The organism is Pedobacter sp. PLR (assembly GCF_026239675.1).
Lineage (GTDB): Bacteria > Bacteroidota > Bacteroidia > Sphingobacteriales > Sphingobacteriaceae > Pedobacter.
Genome location: NZ_JAPIVQ010000003.1, coordinates 254593 through 280278 on the forward strand (window position 1 = coordinate 254593; position 25686 = coordinate 280278).

The 25686-nt window shown below is 42.3% G+C and carries 17 protein-coding genes; 11 read left to right on the forward strand and 6 right to left on the reverse strand.

Annotation, left to right across the window (positions count from 1 at the left end):
* The first annotated feature begins 3 nt into the window (after window positions 1-3).
* From murG to OQX61_RS08195, 7 genes are all read left to right on the forward strand, one after another.
* A complete protein-coding gene (gene murG / locus OQX61_RS08165; RefSeq protein ID WP_265841165.1) occupies window positions 4-1131 on the forward strand; it encodes an undecaprenyldiphospho-muramoylpentapeptide beta-N-acetylglucosaminyltransferase in 1128 nt (375 codons plus the stop codon).
* On the forward strand, window positions 1118-2473 hold the full coding sequence (gene murC, locus OQX61_RS08170) for a UDP-N-acetylmuramate--L-alanine ligase (RefSeq protein ID WP_265841166.1): 1356 nt from the start codon (window positions 1118-1120) through the stop codon (window positions 2471-2473). Before murG ends, murC begins: the two co-directional genes overlap by 14 nt.
* Window positions 2466-3728 carry a cell division protein FtsQ gene (locus tag OQX61_RS08175; protein WP_265841167.1) on the forward strand — a complete coding sequence of 421 codons (1263 nt, stop codon included), beginning with the start codon at window positions 2466-2468 and terminating at the stop codon, window positions 3726-3728. Before murC ends, OQX61_RS08175 begins: the two co-directional genes overlap by 8 nt.
* A 54-nt stretch (window positions 3729-3782) precedes the next feature.
* Window positions 3783-5144, forward strand: coding sequence for a cell division protein FtsA (gene ftsA / locus OQX61_RS08180; protein WP_265841168.1), 1362 nt, complete (start codon window positions 3783-3785; stop codon window positions 5142-5144).
* A 129-nt stretch (window positions 5145-5273) separates the two neighbouring features.
* Window positions 5274-6908, forward strand: a complete 1635-nt coding sequence (gene ftsZ / locus OQX61_RS08185) for a cell division protein FtsZ (RefSeq protein ID WP_265841169.1) — start codon at window positions 5274-5276, stop codon at window positions 6906-6908.
* Window positions 6909-7084: 176 nt separating this feature from the next.
* Window positions 7085-8326 carry an aminotransferase class I/II-fold pyridoxal phosphate-dependent enzyme gene (locus tag OQX61_RS08190; protein WP_265841170.1) on the forward strand — a complete coding sequence of 414 codons (1242 nt, stop codon included), beginning with the start codon at window positions 7085-7087 and terminating at the stop codon, window positions 8324-8326.
* Between the two features lie 196 nt (window positions 8327-8522).
* A complete protein-coding gene (locus OQX61_RS08195; RefSeq protein WP_062547107.1) occupies window positions 8523-8705 on the forward strand; it encodes a hypothetical protein in 183 nt (60 codons plus the stop codon).
* A gap of 68 nt (window positions 8706-8773) precedes the next feature.
* Here the strand turns inward: OQX61_RS08195 and dapA are convergent, their stop codons facing one another.
* The 3 genes from dapA to OQX61_RS08210 are packed head-to-tail and all read right to left on the reverse strand — an operon-like array spanning window position 8774 to window position 12382.
* On the reverse strand, window positions 8774-9655 hold the full coding sequence (gene dapA / locus OQX61_RS08200) for a 4-hydroxy-tetrahydrodipicolinate synthase (protein WP_265841171.1): 882 nt from the start codon (window positions 9653-9655) through the stop codon (window positions 8774-8776).
* 9 nt (window positions 9656-9664) lie between these two features.
* Entirely contained in the window at window positions 9665-11677 is a 2013-nt protein-coding gene (gene ligA, locus OQX61_RS08205) for an NAD-dependent DNA ligase LigA (RefSeq protein ID WP_265841172.1), read from the reverse strand.
* Window positions 11678-11701: 24 nt separating this feature from the next.
* Window positions 11702-12382 (reverse strand): hypothetical protein, encoded by a 681-nt coding sequence (locus OQX61_RS08210; protein WP_265841173.1) that lies wholly within the window; start codon window positions 12380-12382, stop codon window positions 11702-11704.
* Window positions 12383-12501: 119 nt separating this feature from the next.
* Between OQX61_RS08210 and tyrS the strand changes: the two genes are divergently transcribed.
* On the forward strand, window positions 12502-13788 hold the full coding sequence (gene tyrS / locus OQX61_RS08215) for a tyrosine--tRNA ligase (protein WP_265841174.1): 1287 nt from the start codon (window positions 12502-12504) through the stop codon (window positions 13786-13788).
* A 216-nt stretch (window positions 13789-14004) separates the two neighbouring features.
* Here tyrS and OQX61_RS08220 read toward each other — a convergent pair whose 3' ends face one another.
* The 3 genes from OQX61_RS08220 to OQX61_RS08230 are packed head-to-tail and all read right to left on the reverse strand — an operon-like array spanning window position 14005 to window position 17806.
* Window positions 14005-14988, reverse strand: coding sequence for an acyl transferase (locus OQX61_RS08220; RefSeq protein WP_265841175.1), 984 nt, complete (start codon window positions 14986-14988; stop codon window positions 14005-14007).
* A 24-nt stretch (window positions 14989-15012) separates the two neighbouring features.
* Window positions 15013-15366 carry a hypothetical protein gene (locus OQX61_RS08225; RefSeq protein WP_265841176.1) on the reverse strand — a complete coding sequence of 118 codons (354 nt, stop codon included), beginning with the start codon at window positions 15364-15366 and terminating at the stop codon, window positions 15013-15015.
* Between the two features lie 4 nt (window positions 15367-15370).
* A complete protein-coding gene (locus OQX61_RS08230; RefSeq protein ID WP_265841177.1) occupies window positions 15371-17806 on the reverse strand; it encodes a penicillin acylase family protein in 2436 nt (811 codons plus the stop codon).
* A gap of 198 nt (window positions 17807-18004) precedes the next feature.
* On the opposite strand from OQX61_RS08230, the gene OQX61_RS08235 reads away from it, so the two are divergent.
* From OQX61_RS08235 to glgB, 3 genes are all read left to right on the forward strand, one after another.
* A complete protein-coding gene (locus tag OQX61_RS08235; protein ID WP_265841178.1) occupies window positions 18005-20887 on the forward strand; it encodes a TonB-dependent receptor in 2883 nt (960 codons plus the stop codon).
* 184 nt (window positions 20888-21071) lie between these two features.
* Window positions 21072-23543, forward strand: coding sequence for a glycoside hydrolase family 31 protein (locus OQX61_RS08240; protein ID WP_265841179.1), 2472 nt, complete (start codon window positions 21072-21074; stop codon window positions 23541-23543).
* 24 nt (window positions 23544-23567) lie between these two features.
* Window positions 23568-25541, forward strand: a complete 1974-nt coding sequence (gene glgB, locus OQX61_RS08245) for a 1,4-alpha-glucan branching protein GlgB (RefSeq protein ID WP_265841180.1) — start codon at window positions 23568-23570, stop codon at window positions 25539-25541.
* The last annotated feature ends 145 nt before the right edge of the window (window positions 25542-25686 follow it).

The following is a 25686-nucleotide window of genomic DNA, read 5'->3' on the forward strand; positions in this document are numbered from 1 at the left end:
CAAATGAATAGAGCAACGAGAGTAATTATTTCAGGTGGCGGTACTGGCGGACATATTTTTCCGGCCATATCGATAGCGAATGCTTTAAAACGCATGGAGCCAGGCTGTGAGATTTTATTTGTCGGCGCAACAGGCAGAATGGAAATGGAAAAAGTTCCTGCTGCCGGATATAAGATCATTGGTTTAAATATCAGCGGTTTCCAGAGAGGCTCGATCGTTAAAAATTTAAGTTTGCCATTTAAAATGCTTGGAAGCATGCGTAAGGCTTTGCAGTTAATTGCTGATTTTAAACCTGATGTAGTGGTTGGTGTTGGGGGCTATGCTTCCGGACCGATCTTATTTGCTGCATCCTTAAAAAAGGTTCCTTACCTGATTCAGGAGCAAAATTCCTACGCAGGAGTGACCAATAAATGGTTGGGCAAAAATGCTTCGAAAGTGTGTGTGGCTTTTGATGAGATGGATCAGTTTTTCCCTGCGGCAAGTATCCTGAAAACAGGAAACCCGGTGAGGAAAGATGTGGTGGATATCGCACAGAAACATCACGCAGGTGCGGAATTATTGAAACTGGATCCTTTAAAGAAAACCATTCTGGTAACAGGTGGTAGTCTGGGTGCCGGCACTTTAAACAAGAGTATTGAAAAGCATTTACCGGATTTAATTGCTCAGGATGTTCAGGTGATCTGGCAGACGGGTAAATATTATTACAAAGGGATTATGGAACGCTTAGGTTTGGATTACCATCCGAATGTTTGTATTCTGGAATTTCTGAATAAAATGGACTTGGCTTATGCTGCTGCCGATCTGATCATTTCAAGAGCAGGTGCAGGGACGATTGCTGAGCTTTGTCTGATTAAAAAACCGGTAATCCTGGTTCCTTCGCCAAATGTGGCTGAAGACCATCAGACGAAAAATGCGATGGCATTGGTGAAAAACCATGCGGCGCTTTTAATTGCCGATCGTTCTGCGGAAGATACCCTGGTATCGGAAGCGTTGAGTTTATTGAATGATAAGAATCGCTGTAAAGTGCTTTCTGAAAATATAGGAAAAATGGCTTTGCCTGATGCGGATAACATCATTGCAGAAGAGGTGTTAATTTTAGCAGGAAAAGGAGGTCTAAGTGAAGTTAGATAAGATTAAAAGGATTTATTTTGTTGGCATTGGCGGGATTGGTATGAGTGCCCTGGCGCGTTACTTCAAAAGCAGAGGTTGCGAGGTTTGTGGTTACGATAAAACCAGTACTAACCTGACGAAGTCTTTGGAAGCCGAAGGGATTGTGATCTCCTATGTGGATGAGGTATTTACTTTGCCGGTAGAATTCCTGACCAGCGACGAATATACTTTAGTGGTGTATACGCCGGCGATTCCTAAACACAGCGCTTTGCTACACTATTTCCAGGAACAGTCTTTTGTGATGAAGAAACGTTCTGAGGTGTTGGGGATCATTAGCAAAGGGCAATTTTGTATTGCTGTTGCAGGTACCCATGGTAAGACTACTACCTCTTCTATCATTGCACATGTACTGATGGATACTGGTTTTGGTTGCACAGCCTTTTTAGGTGGTATTGCCAGCAACTATGACAGTAATTTTTTATTGGGCACCAACAATGTAGTTGTGGTGGAAGCCGATGAATATGACCGTTCTTTCCTGACTTTACATCCGGATTTATCGGTGATCACTTCGATGGATGCGGATCATTTGGATATCTATGGTGATGCGAGTCAGCTGGAAGAGTCTTTCCGCTTATTTGCCGGACAATTAAAGCCGGAAGGTACCTTGTTTGTAAAGGCAGGTTTGCCTTTGGAAGGTGGTGTGAGTTACAGCGCTGGAATGTCTTCCACGATCAAAGGAGAAAACATCAGGGTTGTGGGCTCTAAATTCGTTTTTGATTATGTAGACGGGGAGGTTAAAATAGCTGATGTTGAGCTGATGTTACCTGGTACACACAACGTTGAAAATGCAGTTGCGGCAATGGCAGTGGCCTTAAAGCTGGGCATTGATGCGGATAAAATAAAGGGCGCTATTGCCAGTTTTAAAGGAGTAAAAAGAAGATTTGAATATATAGTTAATACAAATAATCACATTTATATTGACGATTATGCGCATCATCCGGAGGAGTTAAAAGCATGTTTTCATGCCGTTAGACAGTTGTACCCGGAGAAGAAAATGACGGTGATTTTTCAGCCCCATTTGTTCAGTCGCACACGCGATTTTGCCGCTGGTTTTGCAGAGGTTCTGAGTACGGTAGATGACCTGATTTTACTGGAAATTTACCCTGCCAGAGAGCTGCCGATTGCCGGAGTTGATTCCGCATTTTTGCTGGAGAAAATTACGCTTAAAAGTAAAGAGATTTGTGCGAAAGACCTTGTGTTGGAGCGCATTAAAACAAAGAACCCTGAGCTGCTGATTACCGTTGGCGCAGGAGATATTGATACCTTAATACAACCGTTAAAAACTAATTTCACTAATGTTTAAAGACATCAACTGGAAATTTGTATTCAGATGCTTTGCATGGGTTTTTTGCCTGTGTGGGGTGGTTGTGCTCATGAGTTTCATTGGCATGAAGAAGGATACGGTGACCATTACGAATGTCAGAATATTGATTCCCGGTGCGGATAATTTTATCGAGCGGGAAGAGATAGATGCGGTTTTAAAGCAGAGCCAGGGCTCTTTAATTGGTCGTAAACTGGAAGATATTAACCTTCATGCGATCGAGAAGAAGATCATTTCCAATCCATATATTGCTACTGCGGTTGTGTATGCAGACATGGATGGGGTGATTCACATTGAAATTAAGCAACGTCAGCCTATTTTAAGGGTGATTAATGCTGGCGGACAGGACTATTACATTGACCGTGACGGTTTAAAAATGCCGGTGTCTCCGAATTTTACCGCCAATGTTTTGGTGGCCAATGGAAACATTATGGAGCGTTTTAGTGGCCGCGTGGACACTTTAATCACCAAATTGGCAGCAGATTTGTATGAGACGGCATTGTTCATCAAGCGTGATACTTTGTGGGATGCACAAATAGAGCAGCTGTATGTTGATGACAAAATGGATATTGAGTTGATCCCAAGAGTAGGTAACCAGCGCATCGTGCTGGGTTCTGCTGATTCTTTGCAGGTGAAAATGAGAAATCTTCTGGCGTTTTATAAGCAGGCCATGCCGAAAGTGGGATGGGATACCTATAAAACGATCAATATAAAATATACGAATCAGGTGGTTTGTGAAAAGAGCAAGCCTGACTCGGTTATCGTGAATGGGGTGAAGCGGCCTAAGTACACAGAGGCTGTCAAAGCAAATAAGGGAGCGATCAACACCTTGGTGTTGCAGCAGATTGCAAAGGAAATGAAAAACGATGCGAACGACCCGGATGTACCGGATGGAGCGGTAGCTGTACAGCCACTTAAGCCTCCGACGGAAAAGCCGGCCATTAAGCCTGCTTCGCCAAAGAAAGCTACGGTAAAACCTCCGGTTAAAAAGACGGAGCCTAAACCAAAGCCGGCAGTTAGCAAGGCGAAAAAGGTGGTTGCAGCGCCAGTGAAAAAGGCAGCAAGCCCTACGGCGAAAAAAACGGTTACCGCAGCGGTAAAAAAGCCAGTTACGGGTCCGGTGAAAAAGACCAGTACGGCTACTCCGGTAAAAAAAGCAGTTGCGGCGAAAGTAGCAACAACCAAACCAGCAAAAACAACTGCTAAGAAGCCGGTAACGGCAGCAGAAAAGAGATAAGAATACAGATACCACAAAAACAACAAGAATATAACTCAGCAAATCGATATAGTTATGGGCAAAGAAAAATCTATCGTGCAGTCTCCAATCGTAGTAGGATTGGATATTGGTACTACAAAAATTTGCGTGATCGTTGGTCGGCGCACTCAGCATAAAAAAATAGAGGTATTGGGCATTGGAAAGGCGGAATCAGCAGGGGTAACCCGTGGTGTGGTTTCAAACATCCAGAAAACAGTTCAGGGGATCGCACAGGCAGTGGAAGTTGCCAGCGGTCAGTCGAATGTAGAAATCCGCGTGGTGAACGTTGGTATCGCTGGTCAGCATATCAAAAGTTTGCAACACCGCGGGATTTTGACTAGGAGAGAGCTGAACAATGAAATTGGTAAGAAGGATATAGACAAATTAATTGATGACATGTTCAAACTGGTTATGCCCCCGGGAGAAGAAATCATCCATGTCTTGCCCCAGGAATTTACTATCGATAATGAGCCCGGCGTAAAAGACCCGATCGGAATGGCAGGAGTGCGTTTAGAAGCGAACTTCCACATCATTTCCGGACAGGTAACTGCGGTTAAAAATATCATGAGATGCGTAACCAATGCCGGGTTGCAAACTCAGGAATTAATATTAGAGCCTCTTGCTTCTTCAGAGTCGGTGTTGAGCGACGAAGAGAAGGAAGCTGGTATTGCTTTAGTGGATATTGGTGGTGGTACAACCGATATTGCTATTTTTCATGAAGGCATCATCCGCCATACTGCGGTTATCCCATTTGGTGGTAACAGCGTAACGGAAGATATTCGTGAAGGATGTTCTGTAATGAGAAACCAGGCTGAATTGTTGAAGACCCGTTTCGGTTCTGCCCTGGCTGAAGAGAACAAAGAAAATGAAATCATTTGTGTTCCCGGACTTCGTGGAAGAGAGCCAAAAGAGATTTCAGTGAAAAACTTAGCTTATGTGATCCAGGCCCGTATGGAAGAAATCATTGAGCATGTTTATTATGAGATTAAGTCGTCTGGTTATGAGAAAAAACTGATCGGTGGTGTAGTGATTACCGGTGGTGGTGCTTTGCTGAAACACCTTTCTCAACTGGTAGAATATGTAACTGGTTTAGATTGCCGCGTAGGTTATCCGAACGAGCATTTGTCGAAATATGAAGACATGCCGAAGACCATTTATGACGATTTGAAAAGCCCGATGTATGCAACGAGTGTTGGTTTGCTGATCAAAGGAATTCAAAAAGCAGAGGAGTTAATTGAAGAAATGAAACAACCAGGTGTGTATGTTGAAAAGCCAAAAGAGGCTAAAGACAAAAACAAAAATTCTGGTGGTGGGCTCTTCGATAAGCTTTTGGCGAAGGCTAAAGACTTTGTAAAGGACGATATGAACGTAAGTGACGAAGATTATATCAAATCATAAATACTTATCCACAATTGGCGATTTTTCCACATTCCAAACAGATATGTAAAACCGCTGTTAAAAATTGGTATTATTACGTTGGTAGATGAACAGGAAAAACGAATTTTTAAACAACTGATTCATAAAGATATGCAGTTCGAAATGTTAAAAGATAAGTCATCAATCATCAAGGTAATTGGTGTTGGTGGCGGTGGTGGTAATGCGGTAAACCATATGTACCGTCAGGGAATTACAGGTGTAGACTTTATTATTTGTAATACAGATGCGCAGGCATTGGAGTTTAGTCCGATCCCTAACAAGGTACAATTGGGTGCTAGCTTAACAGAAGGAATGGGCGCAGGCTCTATTCCGGAGGTAGGAAAGAATTCTGCGATAGAGAATATAGATGACATCAAACAAATGCTGGGAAGCACCACAAAGATGTTGTTTATCACTGCCGGAATGGGTGGTGGTACCGGAACAGGTGCAAGCCCGATTATTGCTAAAGCCGCGAAAGAATTGGATATACTAACCGTTGCGATTGTAACTACGCCATTTGCCTTTGAAGGTAAACGACGTAAGATGCAGGCTAACGATGGTTTGGATGAGCTGAAGAAATATGTAGACTCTTATCTTGTGATCTCGAACGACAGGTTAAGGGAGATCTTCGGTAACCTGACTTTAGGATCTGCTTTTGCACAGGCAGATGATATCTTAACTACTGCAGCCAAAGGAATTGCAGAGATCATTACAGTACCTGGTTACATCAACGTGGATTTTAAGGATGTGCGTACGGTGATGAAGGACAGTGGGGTTTCGATCATGGGTAGTTTTGCCTGTGATGGTGAGAACAGAGCATTAAATGCAGTGGAAGGCGCTTTAGCTTCTCCATTGTTAAAAGATAACGAAATTGAAGGCGCCAGATATATTTTATTAAATATCAGTTCAGGATTACGTGAAGTAACGATGGATGAGGTGACGATTATCACGGACTATATTCAGGATAAAGCAGGTCTTTCTGCGGACCTGATCTGGGGTAACTGTATTGATGAGAACCTGGAGGACAAATTATCGGTAACGATTATTGCCACTGGTTTCCAGACTACGGAACAACGTGATGAAGAAAAAAAAAATGTAAGAAAAGTTTCTTTGCTTACGCCTGAGGAGGCACCATTAGTGAAACCGGTAGAAGCAGTTAATTCTTTTATCGCGCCAAGACCGGAAACTTATTCCAATGAGCCGGTGATGAAAACTAAAGAAGAGATCAAACAGTCTGATCTTTTTGGTGATTTATACGGGAACAATAAAAGAGGTTATCAGGAACCAGACAACAATGGTATCGTCAGACATACTTTAGTAGAAGAAGAGGCACCAGTTGCAGAAGAGCAGCAGGATCCTTCTTTTGAGTTTGAGATCAAAGTTGCGGAAACTGATTTTACCTTTGAAAAACCAGAATCTGTATTCCATAACAATGTGGAGCCACAACGTCAGGAAGTGGCCGAAGCAGGAGCAGATGACGATAAAAATGATGATTCTATCGAAGATCAGTTGAAAAAATCTAAAGAGCGTATCCTGAGATTAAAAGACCTGAGCATGAAACTGAGAACCAGCAATGGTTTACAGGAACTGGAAAACGAGCCTGCTTATAAACGTAAGCAAATGCAGTTGGAACAGGTTCAGCACTCTTCAGAATCTCAGGTTTCGAGATTTACTTTGAGTAATGATGAGGAAGGTTCTACAGAGATCAGACCTAACAACTCATTTTTACACGATAACGTTGATTAGTCAGTCAGTTTAAATATTTAAAAAGCCTTAGCAATTCTGTTGTTAAGGCTTTTTTGGCATAATAATCGTGCGGAGAGCACAAGCGGGCCAAAGCGCTGCCAGGTAAAATTGCTATTGAAGCAGATTAACCTTAAATTTGCAAAAAAAAAGGTACATAACATTTAAATAAATACACATTGGATATTTTTGATAAAGTAGCAAAACGCATGGGACCGATAGGTCAGCACCAGAAATGGTCACATGGATATTTCTCTTTTCCTAAATTAGAGGGGGAAATCGCACCTCACATGAATTTTCGTGGCAAAGAACATTTAGTTTGGAGTTTAAACAACTATTTAGGATTAGCTAATCACCCTGAAGTCAGGGAAGCGGATAAGCAGGGTGCGACAGATTTTGGTATGGCCTACCCGATGGGTGCAAGAATGATGTCTGGTAATTCTAAGTACCATGAGCAAATGGAGCAGGAATTGGCCGAATTTGTTGGTAAGGAAGATGCGTTCTTATTGAACTTTGGATACCAGGGGATGGTTTCTATCATCGATTGTTTAGTAGACAGAAATGACGTGATCGTTTACGATGCGGAATCTCATGCCTGCATTATCGATGGTTTACGTTTACACATGGGTAAGCGTTTCGTTTACCAGCACAATGATATTGAAAGTGCACGCAAGCAACTGGAACGTGCTACTAAACTGACTGAACAGTCGGGTGGTGGTATTCTTTTGATTACTGAAGGTGTTTTTGGTATGTCAGGTGCTCAGGGTAAACTGAAGGAACTGATTGAATTGAAGAAAGATTTCGATTTCCGTTTGTTAATCGACGATGCACATGGTTTCGGTACGATGGGCCCGACAGGTGCAGGTACGCATGAGGAACAAGGTTGTATTGATGGTGTAGATGTGTATTTCGGTACTTTCGCAAAATCAATGGCAGGTATTGGTGCTTTCGTTGCTTCTACACAGGAATTAACTAACTATTTCCGTTACAATATGCGTTCGCAGACTTTCGCGAAGGCTTTACCAATGCCGATGGTGATTGGTTTATTGAAAAGATTAGAGCTGCTTAAAAACAATCCGGAGTTAAGAGAACGTCTTTGGCTGATCGCAACTACCCTTCAAAAAGGTTTAAGAGAACGTGGTTTTGACTTAGGTATTACTGATACCATGGTAACGCCTGTATTCTTAAAAGGCGAGTTGTTAGAGGCTACGGCATTGACAATGGACTTGCGTGAGAACTACGGTATCTTCTGTTCGATTGTGGTTTATCCGGTGATCCCTAAGGGACTTATTGAGCTGAGGTTGATTCCAACTGCTGTTCATACTCTGGAGGACGTACAACGTACTTTAGACGCTTTTAGTGAGGTGTCTGAGAAGTTGAAAACTGGTTATTACAAAGAACATCAGTTCTCTATGGCTTAGTCCATTTTATAAGATTAAAAGAAGGACTGCTTTTTTAAGCAGTCTTTTTTTTTGCCTGTGGAATTGCTTCTGAAAATATAGTTTTCAAAAGGCCTTTATTTATTGTCTGAAAATCTTTTTTTTATAGAATAAACACCTTACTTTAGTAATAGAGTATCAATCAAACCATTAAAAACTAAAAAGGAGTAAATTAACGATGAAAAAATTTAATGAAGCAAAAGAACTTGTTGCTGCTTTAGAAGCAGATGCAGACAAATTCTACAACAAAGCTAATAGCGCTGCAGGAACACGTGTTCGTAAAGGTATGCAGGATCTTAAGAACTTAGCTCAGGCGATTCGTCTGGAAGTTCAGGAAACTAAAAATAAAGACGCTAAATAAGCTTTTTGATTCAAAAAAAAAGCGTCCAGGCAACCGGGACGCTTTTTTTATGGAATAAGGTTTTGCTTTTAAGCAGTAATTCTGATGGTTTCTGCGATAATTGCTTTGCGAAGGGCATCAGTTACCTGTACCAATGGTAAACGAACATAATCATCACATACGCCTAATTGTTTCAGGGCAGCTTTTACGCCACCAGGATTTCCTTCTGCGAAGATTAGTCTGGTGAATTCAATTAAGTCAAGGTGTAAAGGAGCTGCTGCTTTAAAAGCGCCGTTTAAACACAATCTGATCATGTCAGACAATTGCTTAGGCAAGGCGTTTCCTACGACAGAGATGACACCAACTGCGCCCAATGCAATCATTGGCATCGCAACCGGATCATCACCGGAGATCAACATAAAATCAGCAGGCTTATCGCGCAGGATCTGGTTGAACTGGTCGAAACTTCCGGACGCTTCTTTTGTTCCAATGATGTTTTTGAAATCATTAGCTAAGCGGCAGGTGGTTTCAGGGCTTACATTGCTACCCGTACGACCTGGTACATTGTAAAGGAATACTGGTAATGCACTTGCTTCCGATACTGCTTTATAGTGTTGGTAAATGCCTTCTTGTGTCGGCTTATTATAATATGGACTGGCAGATAAGATAGCATCATAACCAGTCACTTCAAATTCTTTTATACTTTGAGCAAGTTCAGCTGTATCATTTCCTCCGATACCAGCTACCAGCGGTAAACGGCCATTGTTAATTTCAGCAGTAAATTCCCAGATCTTCTTCTTGTCGCTCTTATTCAGTGTTGATGCTTCTCCTGTTGTACCTAAGGATACCAGGTATTCTACTTTTCCTTCAACAAGGTGATTGATCAGGTTTTTAAGGCCTGGATAATCCACTGTTCCGTCTGCATTAAATGGGGTGACCAATGCCACACCCGTTCCGTGAAATTTGTTCATCTTTTTTATTTACTTCAATAACGCTAATAGGTCATCCTGTGAAATCAGGGGGACATTCAATTTATTTGCCTTTTCCAATTTGGAAGGTCCCATGTTATCACCCGCGACAAGGTAGTTGAGTTTCGCGGAAATTCCACTTAAGATCTTGCCACCATTGCTTTCTATTATCTCTTTGAGTTCTTCTCTACTGTAATTGTCAAAAACTCCCGAAATTACGAATGTTTTTCCAGTTAACTTGTCACTTTGCAGGGTAATTTCTTTTTCTACCACTTCAAACTGAAGTCCGTACGACTTTAACAGCTCAATTTGATGAATGTGTTCCGGTTTTGCGAAGTATTCCAGGATACTTTCTGCGATTCTTTGTCCGATTTCATCAATTGCGGTGAGTTCTTCTACGGTCGCCGTCATTAACTTCTCGATATTTTTGGTTCCGATAGCTAATTTACGCGCTACGGTTTCTCCGACATATCTGATACCTAATCCGAAAAGCACCTTTTCAAATGGCATTTGCTTAGAGTTTTCAATGCCTTTCAGCATGTTTTCAATGGAACGTTCTCCGAAACGCTCCAGTGTTTTCAGGTCTTCTGATCTCTGGTGTAAAGTGTACAGGTCGCTGATGTGTGCAATCAGGCCGCGCTGGTAAAAAGTTTCTATGGTTTCATCCCCTAATCCGTCAATATTCATCGCTTTGCGGCCTATAAAATGCTGGATTTTACCTACAATTTGTGGCGGACAAGCTTCATCATTCGGGCAGTAAAAGGCTACTTCTCCTTCTTTTCTGACCAATGTAGTATTGCATTCCGGGCATTCGGTGAGGTAATGTATTTTTAAAGCACCTGGTTTACGTTTTTCAAGGTTGACGTTGATGATTTTAGGAATGATCTCGCCGCCTTTCTCTACAAATACGGTATCTCCTTCATGAAGATCCAGTCTTTCGATTTCATTTGCATTGTGAAGGGTAGCTCTTTTAACGGTTGTTCCGGCCAGTTGAACAGGTTTTAAATTGGCTACAGGGGTAACTGCACCAGTTCTTCCCACCTGGTAGCTTACTTTTTCCAGTATGGTTTCTACTTCCTGTGCTTTGTATTTATAAGAGATGGCCCAACGTGGAGATTTGGCGGTAAAGCCCAATTCCTGCTGTTGCGCATAGCTGTTTACTTTAATCACGATCCCGTCGATATCATAAGAGAGGTTGAAACGTTGTTCTTCCCATTTATGGATAAAAGCAAGTACATCGTCGATGGTACTGCTCAGTTCGGTATGCTCACAAACATTGAAACCCCATTCTTTTAAGCTTTGCAGGCTTTCCCAATGCGTTTTGAAGTAGTTTTTGTCGGTATTTAGTGAATACAGGAAACAGTCTAATGGTCTTCTGGCAACTTCTTTAGAGTCCTGCATTTTAACGGTTCCTGCAGCAAAGTTTCTTGGGTTGGCATATTGTACCTCTCCAAGCTCTTCGCGTTCTCTGTTGAGGCGGTCGAAGGCTGCACGGTGCATAAATATCTCTCCTCTGATTTCAAACAAGGGAGGAACGGTTTCGTCTTTTAACTGATGGGGGATGTTGCTGATGGTTTTGATATTGGTCGTGACATCATCGCCTTTAGTCCCATCGCCACGGGTAACCGCGCGAACGAGTTTGTTGTTTTCGTAGGTTAAACTGATGGATAGCCCATCGAATTTAAGCTCACATACATATTCAAACTGGTCTCCAATTGCTTTCCTGACACGTTCATCAAAGTCGCGGAGGTCTTGTTCGTTATAGGTATTCCCTAAAGACAACATTGGCCAGCGATGGGTAACGGTTTTGAAAGATTTGGTGATATCTCCGCCAACTTTTAGCGTAGGGGAGTTGGGATCAGCGAATTCCGGGTGGGCTTTTTCAAGCTGTTCCAGCTCTGCTAGTTTCTTGTCGAATTCGTAATCTGCAATGGTAGGCATCGCCAGCACATAATAATTGTAACTATGTTGGTTAAGCTCCTTAACCAAGGCTTCCATTTTGTCTTTAATCTCCATAAGTGGCATAGGACAAAGATAGAAAATCTCAGATTATAAAGGGGGCAGAATACGTTCTATGCGGTTAAAAATCTCCAGGTATTCCGGTTTGACAGCATCACGGTAGATGATCAGCTTTTCGGTAAGTAGCTTCGTCTGTGCTTCTGTGAAAGGATTTGGCCAGATGCGCATACAGATTCTGTTGAGCGCATAAGAGATGTTTTCAATCTTTTGATAGCTGAAGAGGTAACGGCTGCTGATGAAATTTTCCAGAAATTTAAGGAATACACTGGTGTCTGCTACACCGCTGTTTTTCAGGAAGGTTTCAACGGCTTTTTTATCAGATTTGATGAGCTGTTCGTAAAAGGTATTGATGTTGACGATGCCTTTTACCGTAAGAATGTGGTCCAGAACCAGCTCAATACCAATATGTGCCAGGAAAAATGGTTTAACCGGACTGTTTTCACAAGCGGGTAAGATCAGTTGTTTCAGGGCAGCGGTTTGCACTTTGAAGAAGTCTGAATTGTGGAATATGCGGTCTACTTCGAGGTGCCTTTCCCAGCCTTTTAACAGCGACAGTTGAACCGGGTCCTTTAAAAAAAGGTGTTTTTCTTTTAGGGGGTAGAGGTTACTTTCTTTCTGTGCATTTTTGATCAGATCGGGCAATATGACACCTATGACGATGTTTTCGTCAGTGTTGTCTCGTTCAAAATAATAGTGGGAAAGAAAGTTCATCGGTTTAAAAGTAGCGATTTTTGTTCAGTTTCGCTGTTTCTGAGGGCTATTGAATTACGGGAAGCCCTCAGCTTGTTCCATATTTGTCTTATATTTGCGGCAAACTAAGGAGATACATAATGACCAATTTCGTTGAAGAGTTACGCTGGAGAGGCATGTTGCAGGATATAATGCCTGGTACAGAAGAAAAATTAAATGAGGGAATGACATCGGGGTATATCGGCTTTGATCCAACAGCAGATTCACTGCATGTGGGTCACCTGACTCAGATCATGACTTTAATTCATTTTCAACGTGCAGGACATAAGCCTTATGCTTTGGTAGGTGGCGCAACCGGAATGGTTGGTGATCCTTCAGGTAAATCTGATGAGCGTAATTTGCAGACTGAGGATATGGTAGAACATAACCTTGCCGGTATGAGAAAGCAACTGTCGAAGTTTTTGAGCTTTGAAGATGCCGGAAACGGTGCAGTAATGGTGAACAATGCAGACTGGTTTAAGGATATGAATCTTTTTACTTTTATCAGAGATGTAGGTAAGCACATTACGGTGAACTATATGATGGCAAAAGATAGTGTAAAGAGACGTCTTGAAGGTGATTCAGGATTGTCATTTACAGAGTTTTGCTACCAGTTGATCCAGGGTTTCGATTTTTACTACTTGTGGAAACACCATAACTGTTTAATTCAGATGGGTGGATCAGATCAGTGGGGAAATATCGTGACCGGTACGGAATTGATCAGACGTAAAGATGCAGGTACTGCTTTTGCGGTAACTACGAAGTTGATTAAGAAAGCTGATGGTACCAAATTCGGTAAAACGGAAAGCGGTGCGGTTTGGCTGGCTCCTGAGAAAACTTCTCCTTACAAATTCTACCAGTTCTGGTTGAATGCTTCCGATGATGATACTAAAAAATGGATCAGAATCTTCACCTTAAAAACACAGGAAGAAATCGAAGCTTTAGAAGTAGAGCATGATGCAGCACCTCATTTGCGCATCCTGCAGAAAGCATTAGCGGAAGATATCACGGTGAGAACGCATTCTGCGGAGGCTTTGGAAACTGCAATCAAAACATCTGAGTTTTTATTCGGCAATGGTTCTTTAGCGTTCTTTAAGACTTTAAATGAAACTCAGGTATTGGAGATTTTTGAAGGTATTCCTCAGTTTGAGATTTCTAAAGATGAGCTGATGTTGGGTATTGATGCAGCGACTTTACTGGCAGAGAAATCAAGTGTATTTGCTTCTAAAGGAGAAGCGAAGAAATTGATTCAGGGTGGCGGAGTTTCTGTAAACAGAGAAAAACTAAAAGATGCAGCAGAGGTTATCAGTTCTGAGCACCTTTTAAATGATCAGTTTATCATTGTGCAAAAAGGAAAGAAAAACTATTTCTTATTGAGCGTGAAATAGTTGGATGACCAGCGTCAGGTTTGTTAAACTGGCTTTTGGTTTTAAAATAATATATCAGAGATGGTTATCTCTTATGAAAAATCCCGGTCTGATTAGAACCGGGATTTTTTATGCTATAATTTTAAGGATGTTTTGTACTTGAAATTGTGGTTACAACTTTCCAGGGGTTGATTTATGCTTTACTGAAAAATGCCTGTTTATTACTTTTGAGTTTTTTTATTGAACGAGCAGGTTGCAACCTCTGATGTCGGCATTATCGAACCTGCCTAATACTTCAAATGAACCATCAGGGAACAGGCGTCCCAGATCCTGAGTGGCTATAAAAGCGCAGGAGTTGACATTGGAAAGGTCGATGACATTGATACCACCACTGCTTTTGTTGCTGATCAGACTTAATGGATCATTGATGTCACGCAGGTAGATTTTCATCCAGGGCGGACAGTTGAAAATACCAACACCTTTGGAATAGGCTTGTCCAAGAAGTTCGGTCATGCCATATTCGCTATGAATATCGGCTATGCCAAATCCCTCTTGCAAGAGCTGATGCAATTCTTCTCTTACCATCTCTTTTCTTTTTCCTTTCATGCCGCCGGTTTCCATAACCACCAGTTCAGGGAAATTAATCTGATACTTTTCGATAAAGTCGAGCAGGGCATAGGTGACACCGATCAGGATGGTCTTTTGTCCGCTGGCCTGTAGTTGTGTTAGTTTTTGGTGTAGTTCCTCATGGTTGTGCAGGAAATAACCACTATCAGGATGCTTGCTCTCTCTGATCAGGGCATCTACCATGTAGATTAAAGAAGAACCGTCGCGCTCCAGATAGGAAGGCAATAAAGCGAGAAAGCAGGTGTTTTCTATGGGCCCATAAAACTGTTCGAAGGCCAGATTAAAACTTTTGTCGTAGATAGAAAGGTCTGTGACCAAATGTTTACTTTGGGACATTCCGGTGGTTCCGGAGCTGCTGAACGTAATTTCTACCGGGTCAGTGCTGCTCAATACTTCGTGAGTTTTGAAAAATCCGATAGGTAGAAAAGGGATCTCTCTGGAAGATTTTATCGCCTCTGGCTTCACCCTAAGGTGAGAAATATAGGCTTTATAGACGCTACAGTTTTCTGCCTGGTGTTTAAACACCTCCAGGCAGGTTTCTTCAAACTGTTCGTTATTGGAGATAGAAAATATTTGCTTGATTAAGTCCTTCACCCTGCAAAAATACACAAGATTGCTTTAGTTGGCGACCTGATTTTTATTTAGCAATGCTTTTCTGAACTGGTAACCGCAAAAACCACTTACTGCTGCTGCAAAAGCACCGAGAATAGCGGTTAGGGCTAACACCAGATACCAGCTTTTTATACCGATCATTTCGGCCACACGTGTAGCCAGGATGTGATCATTTGGTATGCTTTTGAAAAGTGCCATGCCAGTCCATAATAGTAATATGGCAAAGAAAGGGGCCCATAGGGATATTTTTGCAGTCTTGCCGATTAATCCGCAGGTAGCGAAAGCAATCACGATAATAATCCACCATGGGAGTACCATTTGAAGCAGAAAGGATGCGATAAGGATAACTAGAAAGACCATCTTCTTATTTTTTGGTTATTTTTAACTTAGTAATTATTTTGGCAGCAGTGTCATCAGGAGATTGCATGAAGTAAAGGTCATACAATTTGCCGCTGGCCCAGGTATCAATCATGTTGTCATAGAAACGGCTTCCGGGGTTTCCTGATTGTCCGCCTGGAAATACGCCATGTCCTTTGGGGGTTTTACCAAGTTCGATGACCATTCTCCAGGAAGGTCCATTGGTTTCGTTGAGCGCATTAATGGTCATTTTTCCTCCACCGACCATCAATACTTTAGAACCGAAACCAGGGATTTTAGCGAGGTGAGGTACATTGCTGTGTTTCACATTAGCCCATGCCCAGTCCATGCTGATGGCACCATATTTTCTTTCGAGGCTGTCGCAGGCATATTTGAAAGCTTCGTTTACGGCATCGCTGAGTGTTTCTTTAGCTGGCGTATTGATGTTGTCAAACCATTTGGAAGCAGGTTCCTTTTGTATCAATTGAACGGTACGGTCTCTGGATGGGAAGCGCATCGGAACAGAATCCACACTAAATTCATCGTTCCAGATGTTGTACATCATCCTTTTGGTCCATAGGTCGAATACGCTGGCTCCAACAGATTGGGCAGCATAATATTTGTTCCATTCAGAAGTTATCCGGAACGCTTCCTGTTGTGTCGCATTGAGTTCCAGTTTGGTGACGAGGGGCATGATATAGGGTAGAATGTTTTGTGCGTAGATACTGTAGGAATCCGTTTGCATGAGGCGGACGCTATCGGCAGTGGCCTTAGTCATTGCCGTCAGGCGGTCGTTGATTCTTTTGCCACGCTCATAAGGGCTGAATTCCCAATTGATATAATAGGGGTAGGTCTGGTCGGTGGAGGATTGATTGGCAGAACTCACAAAGTTTCTCGGCGGATTTTTTACGGTTGGATTTTGGGATGCAGGAATCCAGCCTTGCCAGTCGCTTTTAGGATCTGTACCATCCAGGATAAATTTCCCCTGGTCTTTCCATTTGAGTGGGAATTTACCATTTGCGGTGATGGAGATATCATTATCCGCGGAAGCGAAAATAAAGTTCTGCGCCGGTGCGGTATAATAAGTCAGGGCATTACGGTAATCGTTGTAGTTTTTACTTCTGTTTAAGAGATAAAAGGTTCTGAGCTCGTTAGATTTCTCATGTGCGATCCAGCGAAGGGCGTTTCCTACCGGTACGTTTGCGGCTTTGGAGAAGCTTTCAGGTTTTTGCAGGTATACTACCGGGCCATGGTGAGTATAGAATACCGTATCGGTTTCTGTCTTTTCTCCAAGTATTTCGATCTTTTCTAACCGGGTACTGGTATTGTTCCATTTGTTGTTGTACCAATAGCTTTTATGGGTGTTGTCTTTGAATTTGATCTGGTAGAAATCGAGTACATCTGCGGCCACATTGGTGACTCCCCAGGCAATGTTCTGGTTGAAGCCGATGATGATTCCCGGTGCTCCGGGAAGGGATACGCCATAGGCATTTAAGCCGGGAGCATGAAGTTGAATCTGGTACCAGATAGAAGGTAAAGTAAGGTCGAGGTGAGGATCATTTGCCAGAATTGGAGATCCGGAAAGCGTTTTTGCGCCGGATAGCGCCCAGTTGTTGCTACCGATGCCTTCTATTTTTTCCCGGGTTTTGATGTTTGCCGTATTCATTTCCGTAAATGCAGCAGGGGCTGTAGGGATTGGAAGGGGGTTGAAGTCCCATTTGGTACCTACAGGAATGATCGGGTCTTCTTTGAAAGGGTAATCCGGGAACAGGTCTTTTACGATTTCAGTGCCGAATTTCTTTCTGATATTGGTCATGTAGAACTCATCGGAACCCATGGCTAATACTGCCGACATTTGCTTTAACAATAACGCACATTTCAAAGGTGTCCAGTCTTCTGGTTTAAAGTTCAGTATTTTGTACTCCAACGGTAGTGTTGCAGCGTTGAGACTGTGGATATAGGCGTTGATTCCGGCGGTATAGGCCAGGATCATTTCTTTAGATTTCGGGTCGGCCATCATGCCTTCTATAGACTTTTCTGCACCGTATACCATGCCCATCCGGCGCTGGTAGCGGTCTAATTCGATGGCTTTTTTGCCAACTACTTCTGATAAGCGTCCGGCGGCAAAACGTGTCTGGAAGTCCATTTGCCATAAACGATGCATGGCCGTCACATAACCCTGTGCATAATATACATCATGGTCATTTTGAGCGAAGATATGGGGGATCATGCGGTCGTCAAACGCAACATCTACACTTTGCAAAGTTCCTTTTAAGGCGAGACTGGTGTTGGGGGAAATCGTGTTTTTCTCGGCATTTTGCCAGAATCCGGTAAAAGGATTCAGGAATTTCAGCAATGGGGGGGTATTTCCAAACTTAGTATTCAAGGCATACGCGAGTAGGATGGGAATGATCACGCAAACCAAGGCTTTTAATTTATTCATCAGGATTGAATTAGATGTACGGCTTATCTTGTCAATAGAAGTAATTGATTTTAATGCTGTTGCAATTTAACATAAAACTTAATCATTTGAAATGGAAATTAGATTTCGTCAATTATTTTGTTAACAAAATACAGTTTGGATAATTCAAAAATTGTATTAATTTTAAGATAAATTAACCAACTATAAATTCTCAATAGTATGAGCAAAACTTTTACAAAAACGATCCTCACGTTTTTATTGCTGTGTATGACTGCCGCATTTGCACAGGCACAAAATGTGATCATTAGTGGAACAATTACAGATAAACTCACTAAGGAGCCAATACCAGGTGTTGGGATCACCGTTAAAGGCACTACTTCCGGCACAGCAACAGACATTAACGGTAAGTACAATTTCAGTACTTCACAGAAAGCTCCATTTATCCTCGTGATCTCTTATGTTGGCTATGCGCCTGTTGAGAAGCAAATTACCGGAAATGTATCCAATCTGGATGCGGCTCTGGAGCAAGTTGGTATTTTGGGACAAGAGGTGGTAATTTCTGCTTCGAGAACTCCAGAGCGGATTCTGGAATCTCCGGTTTCTATTGAGCGGATGGGGGCTACAGCAATTAAAGAGGTCGCTGCACCTTCATTTTATGATGCCCTGACGAATTTGAAAGGGGTGGAAATGAGTACGCAGAGTCTGACCTTCAAATCTATCAATACCAGAGGATTTAACTCTAACGGAAATACGCGTTTCAACCAGTATGTGGATGGAATGGATAATCAGGCTCCGGGTCTGAATTTCTCTGTGGGTAATATCGTTGGGATCAATGATCTTGATGTTGATAATGTAGAGCTTTTACCGGGTGCTTCTTCGGCATTGTACGGTGCAGGTGGGATCAGCGGTACGATGCTGATCACTTCGAAAAGCCCTTATGATTATCAGGGAGCGAGTTTTCAGTTTAAAACCGGGATCAACCATGTGGATGATGCTACTTCAAAAGTGCAACCTTTCAATCAGCTGGATGTTCGTGTAGCTAAAGCATTTAACAACAAGTTTGCGTTTAAGGGAAGTTTCTCTTTCCTACAGGCAGAAGATTGGCATGCGAACAATTACAGTGATTTTGATCGTGCTGCGCGAAAATTTAAAGAAGGTACAAGAGAGACTGACCCTAACTATGACGGGATTAACATTTATGGGGATGAGGTGAGTCAGAATATGAGAAATGTAGCTCAGGCGGCGATAAATGCAGGAACTTCGGCCTTTGTACAGGGGGCTCTGGGTTTACCAGCTCCACCTACTGCTGCTCAGATCGCAGGGTTTAAATCTAATCCGAATGGATTAGCTGCTTTAAACAATTTCCTGGGTACTGATCCAAGGTTCAGACCTTTTGCAGCCGGACTGGCGAATAAAGCCTTGCTTCCGGATCAGGCAGTTTCCAGAACCGGATATGAGGAATTGAACCTGGTAGACTATAAAACACAGTCGTTGAAAGCTTCTGGTGCACTTCACTATCGTTTTACACCAACAATCGAAGCGATTGCACAGGCAAACTGGGGAACAGGAACATCGGTGTACACTGGTTCTGACCGTTATTCACTGCGTAATTTCAGTATCGGACAGTATAAATTAGAATTGAAAGGTCAGGATTTCTTCTTAAAAGGATACACCACTCAGGAGCGTTCCGGAGATTCTTATATTTCTTCTATTTTGGGTAGTTACATCAATGAAACGTCTAAAAGCTCTACGAGTTGGTTTCCAGAGTATGTAGGGAATTTTGTGGGTGCAAAAGCCCTTGGTGTTACAGATGCACAGGCACATGCAGCCGCAAGAGCAGCAGCTGATAAGGGAAGATTTCAACCGGGATCTGCTCAGTTTGAATCTGCAAAAGAGAATATCATGAACACAACTATTTCCAGTACTGATTTCAAAAAAGGTATTTATGGTGCGAAGTTCGATGATAAAACCAATTTGTACCATTATGAGGGCATGTACAATTTTACTAACGCCTTGAAAAATGTGGTAGAATTACAGGTTGGGACTTCTTACCGTATGTATCAATTGAGATCTGGTGGTACTATCTTTGACGATTTAAACAAAGGAATTGACATCAATGAATACGGTGCTTTTGCGCAGATTGGTAAGAAATTCTTTAATGAGAAGCTGAAATTGACCTTTTCAGGACGTTATGATAAAAGCTCTAATTTCGATGGCAGGTTTACCCCAAGGATCACGGGTGTATTTACCGTTGCGCCAAACAACAATATCCGTGTATCTTATCAAACCGGCTATCGTAACCCAACAACTCAGAATCAATACATAGATTTATCTGTTGGTGGTGGTTCTCAGCGTTTGATCGGTGGATTGCCGGGCAGTTTAAGGAAGTATGATTTGTTTGATACCAAGCCTTATACTGATGTAAGTTACCGTGCATTTTTAGCATCTAATTCGGCAGGTACGCCAGATCCGTCCTTACTTAAGACTTATGATTTTGATCCTAAGGGTGTTCGTCCGGAGAGTGTGCAGTCGTATGAGGTAGGTTACAAAGGCTTATTGGGTCCTAAAGTTATGATTGATGCCTATGCTTATTACAGTATTTACAAGGATTTCATTACTGCGGTTGATGTTTATCAGAGTAAAGATGGCGCCATCACTAAGTTTGGTGTTCCGGTGAATGCTACAGGAGAAGTGAAAACCTATGGTGGTGCCATAGGTCTTGATTATTTAATAGGCAAATACAATGTGAGTGGTAATGTATCTTACAACAAGCTTAATGACCTTCCTGCTGATTATATCAATGATTTCAACACACCTGAGTTCCGTTATAACCTTGGGTTTGGTAACCGCGAAATCATCAAAAACGTAGGTTTTAATGTAAACTGGAGATGGCAGGGTAAATTCTACTGGAACTCTTCTTTTGCTTCCGGAGATGTACCTGCTTTCAGCACACTTGATGCGCAGGTTAACCTGAAAATACCTGCTGTAAACTCTATGATTAAAATTGGTGGATCTAACGTGCTAAATAAATACTATTTCACGTCATACGGTAATCCTTCTGTTGGAGCGCTGTATTATGTGTCGTACGTATTCAATCCATAGTCTCTCATTTTAGTTTAAATTCGGAAAACCCCGGCAGAAATGCCGGGTTTTTTTATGCGCTAAACTTTTAGGTACCAATCTGAAAGCCGCAAAATAATCCTTTGGTTTTCCTGTAAATTTTAACAATCTTAGTTGTACAAAATACACCATCTATCTATCTGCTACTTTTACTTAAACGATTTTCATGGAAGAACAACACGAACAAGGGAAAGAAATAAAAGAGGAGGACAAAATTCCCGAAATTGTTGAAGAGACTGTTCAACACTTAAACAATCCTGTTACCGATATAAAACCTATTGTCAAGAAATATTTATCTGCAGTGCAGAAGGTCAAGAAAGAGGGTAATAAGTTCTTTTTCTCTGACGGGGATGCCAGGGTGGAAGTTCGGGTAGTGAGCGATGAGATCATCAGGGTCAGACTGGCACCTCATGGTGTTTTTCTGGATGATTTCTCTTATGCTGTACCTGTGGTGGACCAAAAGGTGACTACTTTTAAAATGACTGAGCAGGAGGACCACTATGCGATTTCAACAAATACCATTACCTGTAAGGTGGCGAAAGCTGATTTTCAGATCTCTTTTGTAGAGAACAGAAGCCAGCAGGTGATGAGTGAAGATGATTCTCCGATGCACTGGGAGGAAAATGTGGAGTTTGGGGGCTATTATGTATATGCGACGAAGAAATGCCATTCTGAGGAAAACTTCTTTGGATTAGGTGATAAATCGGGCAATATGAACCTGAGAGGGCGCCATTTCCAGAACTGGAATACCGATGCTTATTCTTTTGGCTGGGATCAGGATCCGTTATACCGGACTATTCCTTTCTATGTCGGCGTACATCAGCAGTCGGCTTACGGTATTTTCTTCGACAATACTTTCCGTTCTTACTTTGACTTTGGTAAGGAAGATCAGCAGAAAACCAGTTTCTGGGCGGATGGTGGTGAATTGCAATATTATTATATCCATGGACCACACATGATGGACGTGGTAAAAAGATACCAGACTTTAACAGGAACGCATCCGATGCCTCCTAAATGGGCACTAGGCTACCACCAATGTCGCTGGAGTTATTATCCGGAGAAGAAGGTGAAAGAAATCGCCGATGGCTTCCGTTCCCGGAATATTCCTTGCGATGCCATTTATCTGGATATCGATTATATGGATGGTTACCGCTGCTTTACCTGGAATAAGAACTATTTCCCGGATCCTAAAAGGATGATCAGGGAGTTGGCAAATGATGGCTTTAAGACCGTTGTAATGATTGATCCTGGGATCAAAGTGGATGATAATTACTGGGTCTTTAAAGAAGGTAAGGAGCATAATTATTTCTGTAGAAGGAGCGACGATTATTTCATGGAAGGGCATGTATGGCCGGGTAGGTGTCAGTTTCCGGACTTTACCAATCCTGCGGTCAGGGAATGGTGGGGTAATTTATACAAGGAGCTGGTTGATATTGGTGTAGCCGGTGTCTGGAACGATATGAATGAGCCCGCAGTTTTTGGTGCCGGGACTTTTCCAAATGATGTAAGGCATAATTTTGATGGCTATAGAGGTTCACATCGCAAAGCACATAATGTGTATGGGATGCAGATGGTGCGCTCTACTTATGACGGTTTGAAGAAATTGATGCGCAATAAACGACCTTTTACCATTACCAGAGCCGGTTATTCCGGAATGCAAAGGTATGGTTGTGTCTGGACGGGCGACAATGTGGCGACCTGGGAGAACCTGAAAATGGGCAATATCCAGTGTCAGCGGATGTCGGTTTCCGGCGTTCCTTTTTGTGGTACTGATATCGGTGGATTTAGTGGCGAACCGGATGCAGAATTGTTCACCCGCTGGATTCAGCTGGGTACTTTCTCTCCTTTTATGCGCGCACATTCGGCCGGAGATACTGCCGAAAGGGAGCCATGGAGCTTCGGTGAGCCGTATACCAGCATCAACAGAACTTTTATTGAGTTGCGGTATCGTTTGATGCCTTACCTGTATTCGGTGTTCTGGGAACATCACCGTTATGGTTTCCCTATTTTAAGACCGCTGGTGATGTTGGAACAGGAAAATGTAGGCAATCATTACCGTCAGGATGAGTTTACTTTTGGGGATAAAATACTGGTTTGTCCGGTATTGGAGCAAGGAGCAACTTCCAGAATGGTCTATCTCCCTAAAGGGAAATGGTATAACTACTGGACGCATGAGATCCTGACCGGCGAGAGTGAACACCTGATTCAGGCCGCTTTAGACCATATGCCGCTATTTGTGCGCGCAGGTGGCGTAATTCCTGAATATCCGGTGATGCAATATGTAGGTGAGAAAAATATCGATGAGGTATTACTCAATATTTACTATTCTGATTATGAGGTGAATTCTTTCTTCTACGAGGATCATGGGGATACTTTTGCCTATGAACAGGATATTTATTCGGAGAAAAAGTTTAGTGTAAAAGGTGATCAGAAAAAGTTGGTGATCGGGCAGAGCGTAGCCGGACTTTATACTCCGAATTATGAGTTGTACGACTATACGGTGATCGGGATTCCATTTAAAGTGAAGAAAATCACGGTGGATGAAAAAGATATAAAAGATTATTATATGGACGAACGTAATTGCTTGCGGTTCAAGTCTAACAAGAATTTTATGGCGGTAAAGATATATGGTGAGTAGGAAAAAATAATTAAAATCATTATCATGAATGTACCAGTTAAGAGCAGTTCCGTTAAAATAATAGAAGATAAAGTAGTGCAGCAAGATAGCAGCGTTTGGGTGCATAGTTTATTTACTGATTTTGATGTTTCTTTATTTGTAAGCGGAAAGCATTTCCGCCTGTATGAAAAAATGGGGGTCCATCTGCTGCGCGTTGATGGCAGAGATGGCGCTTATTTTGCCGTTTGGGCGCCAAATGCGCAATCACTAAGTGTGGTTGGTAATTTTAACCAGTGGGATTCCCTTGCGCATCCTTTGAATAAAAGATGGGATGACTCCGGTATTTGGGAGGGTTTTATCCCCGACCTGAAAAACGGCGAAGTTTATAAATACGCGATTAAGGGTTTTGATGGGGTAAATATCCAGAAAGGTGATCCTTTTGCGCGTCATTGGGAACATCCGCCAAGAACAGCTTCCGTGATTTGGGAAGTCGATTATCGCTGGAAAGATAAGAATTGGTTGAAAAAAAGACCTAAGGTTAATGCTTTAAATCAGCCTTTATCGGTGTATGAACTCCATTTAGGCTCCTGGCAAAGGGATCCTGCGGAACCTCATCGGGTGCTGACTTATAAGGAGATTGCCAATAGTCTGGTGCCTTATATTCTGGATATGGGTTTCACGCATGTGGAGCTGATGCCGATCATGGAATATCCGTATTTCCCTTCCTGGGGTTATCAGATTACCGGGTATTTTGCAGCGAGCTCCAGACATGGGACGCCGGAAGAGCTGATGTATCTGGTGGATGAACTCCATAAAAATGATATAGGTGTAATCCTGGATTGGGTGCCTTCTCATTTTCCTGGTGATGCGCATGGTCTTTTTCATTTTGATGGCACACATTTGTATGAGCATGCAGATATGAGGAAAGGTTTCCATCCGGATTGGAAGTCGTACATATTTAATTATGATAGAAATGAGGTGCGGTCTTTTCTGATCAGCAATGCGATGTTTTGGATGGATAAATTCCATGCCGATGGGCTGCGGGTAGATGCAGTGGCCTCTATGCTGTATTTTAACTTTTCGAGAAAGGCAGAAGATGCAGCAACAAATGAGTTCGGCGGTTCAGAAAATCTGGGGGCTATACAGTTTCTAAAAGATTTGAATGAGGCGATTTATGGCAATTTTGAGGGGGTACACACGATCGCAGAAGAGAGCAGCACTTATCCGGGGGTGACGCATCCTGTAAAGGAGGGCGGCCTTGGCTTCGGTATGAAATGGATGATGGGTTGGATGAATGATACACTGAAGTATTTCAAGAATGATCCGCTTAACCGGAGTTATCATCACCATCAGCTGACCTTTAGCATTACTTACGCCTTTACTGAACGGTTTATGCTGCCTTTTTCTCATGATGAGGTGGTACATGGGAAGTCTTCCATGATTTATAAGATGCCAGGCGATGAGTGGCAGAAGTTTGCCAACCTGCGACTTTTATACGCTTACATGTTTACACAACCCGGCTCTAAGTTGTTATTTATGGGTAATGAGTTCGCTCAAACGCATGAATGGGATTTTAAGAGTTCACTGGATTGGCATTTGTTGAAACATGCTCCCCATCTGGGAATGCAGAAAACGGTTCGGGCGCTTAATAATTTGTACCGTAGCGAGCCAGCACTTTATGAGCATAGTTTTTCCGGAGAGGGATTTGAATGGATTAACGCAGATGATACCGATAATTCCATTTACGTTTATCAGCGGAAAGGGCTCAAAGCGAAAGATACGCTGATCGTGATTTTAAATATGACGCCTGTGCTTCGGGAAAATTACCGGATCGGACTTCCTTTCAAAGGGAAATGGACAGAGATTTTTAATACGGATGCCGCGGAGTTTTTTGGCAGTGGAAAAGGGAATGAAGGATTGGTTTTATTGCCTGAATCTTTAGCTTGTCATGGGAGGGAGTATTCTATTCAATTGCAGATACCACCTTTAGGAGCTCTTGTATTGAAGCAAGGGAAGTAAATATGGCTTTTGTATTTGCGCCTGAAAATGTGCCCGGATTTTGTATGAGCTAAAAACAGCTCAATATAAAACACAAATAGCCTTCATTTTTGAAGGCTATTTGTGTTTTAAATCAGGAATCGTACTGATTTTTAATCTTGTGGTT

What these genes read in the sequence shown, in the direction of transcription:
- murG (WP_265841165.1), top strand. Translation starts at nt 4, where the DNA reads ATGAATAGAGCAACGAGAGTAATTATTTCAGGTGGCGGTACTGGCGGA.
- OQX61_RS08175 (WP_265841167.1), top strand. Translation starts at nt 2,466, where the DNA reads ATGTTTAAAGACATCAACTGGAAATTTGTATTCAGATGCTTTGCATGG.
- ftsA (WP_265841168.1), top strand. Translation starts at nt 3,783, where the DNA reads ATGGGCAAAGAAAAATCTATCGTGCAGTCTCCAATCGTAGTAGGATTG.
- ftsZ (WP_265841169.1), top strand. Translation starts at nt 5,274, where the DNA reads ATGCAGTTCGAAATGTTAAAAGATAAGTCATCAATCATCAAGGTAATT.
- OQX61_RS08195 (WP_062547107.1), top strand. Translation starts at nt 8,523, where the DNA reads ATGAAAAAATTTAATGAAGCAAAAGAACTTGTTGCTGCTTTAGAAGCA.
- dapA (WP_265841171.1), bottom strand. Translation starts at nt 9,655, where the DNA reads ATGAACAAATTTCACGGAACGGGTGTGGCATTGGTCACCCCATTTAAT.
- ligA (WP_265841172.1), bottom strand. Translation starts at nt 11,677, where the DNA reads ATGCCACTTATGGAGATTAAAGACAAAATGGAAGCCTTGGTTAAGGAG.
- OQX61_RS08210 (WP_265841173.1), bottom strand. Translation starts at nt 12,382, where the DNA reads ATGAACTTTCTTTCCCACTATTATTTTGAACGAGACAACACTGACGAA.
- tyrS (WP_265841174.1), top strand. Translation starts at nt 12,502, where the DNA reads ATGACCAATTTCGTTGAAGAGTTACGCTGGAGAGGCATGTTGCAGGAT.
- OQX61_RS08225 (WP_265841176.1), bottom strand. Translation starts at nt 15,366, where the DNA reads ATGGTCTTTCTAGTTATCCTTATCGCATCCTTTCTGCTTCAAATGGTA.
- OQX61_RS08230 (WP_265841177.1), bottom strand. Translation starts at nt 17,806, where the DNA reads ATGAATAAATTAAAAGCCTTGGTTTGCGTGATCATTCCCATCCTACTC.
- OQX61_RS08235 (WP_265841178.1), top strand. Translation starts at nt 18,005, where the DNA reads ATGAGCAAAACTTTTACAAAAACGATCCTCACGTTTTTATTGCTGTGT.
- OQX61_RS08240 (WP_265841179.1), top strand. Translation starts at nt 21,072, where the DNA reads ATGGAAGAACAACACGAACAAGGGAAAGAAATAAAAGAGGAGGACAAA.
- glgB (WP_265841180.1), top strand. Translation starts at nt 23,568, where the DNA reads ATGAATGTACCAGTTAAGAGCAGTTCCGTTAAAATAATAGAAGATAAA.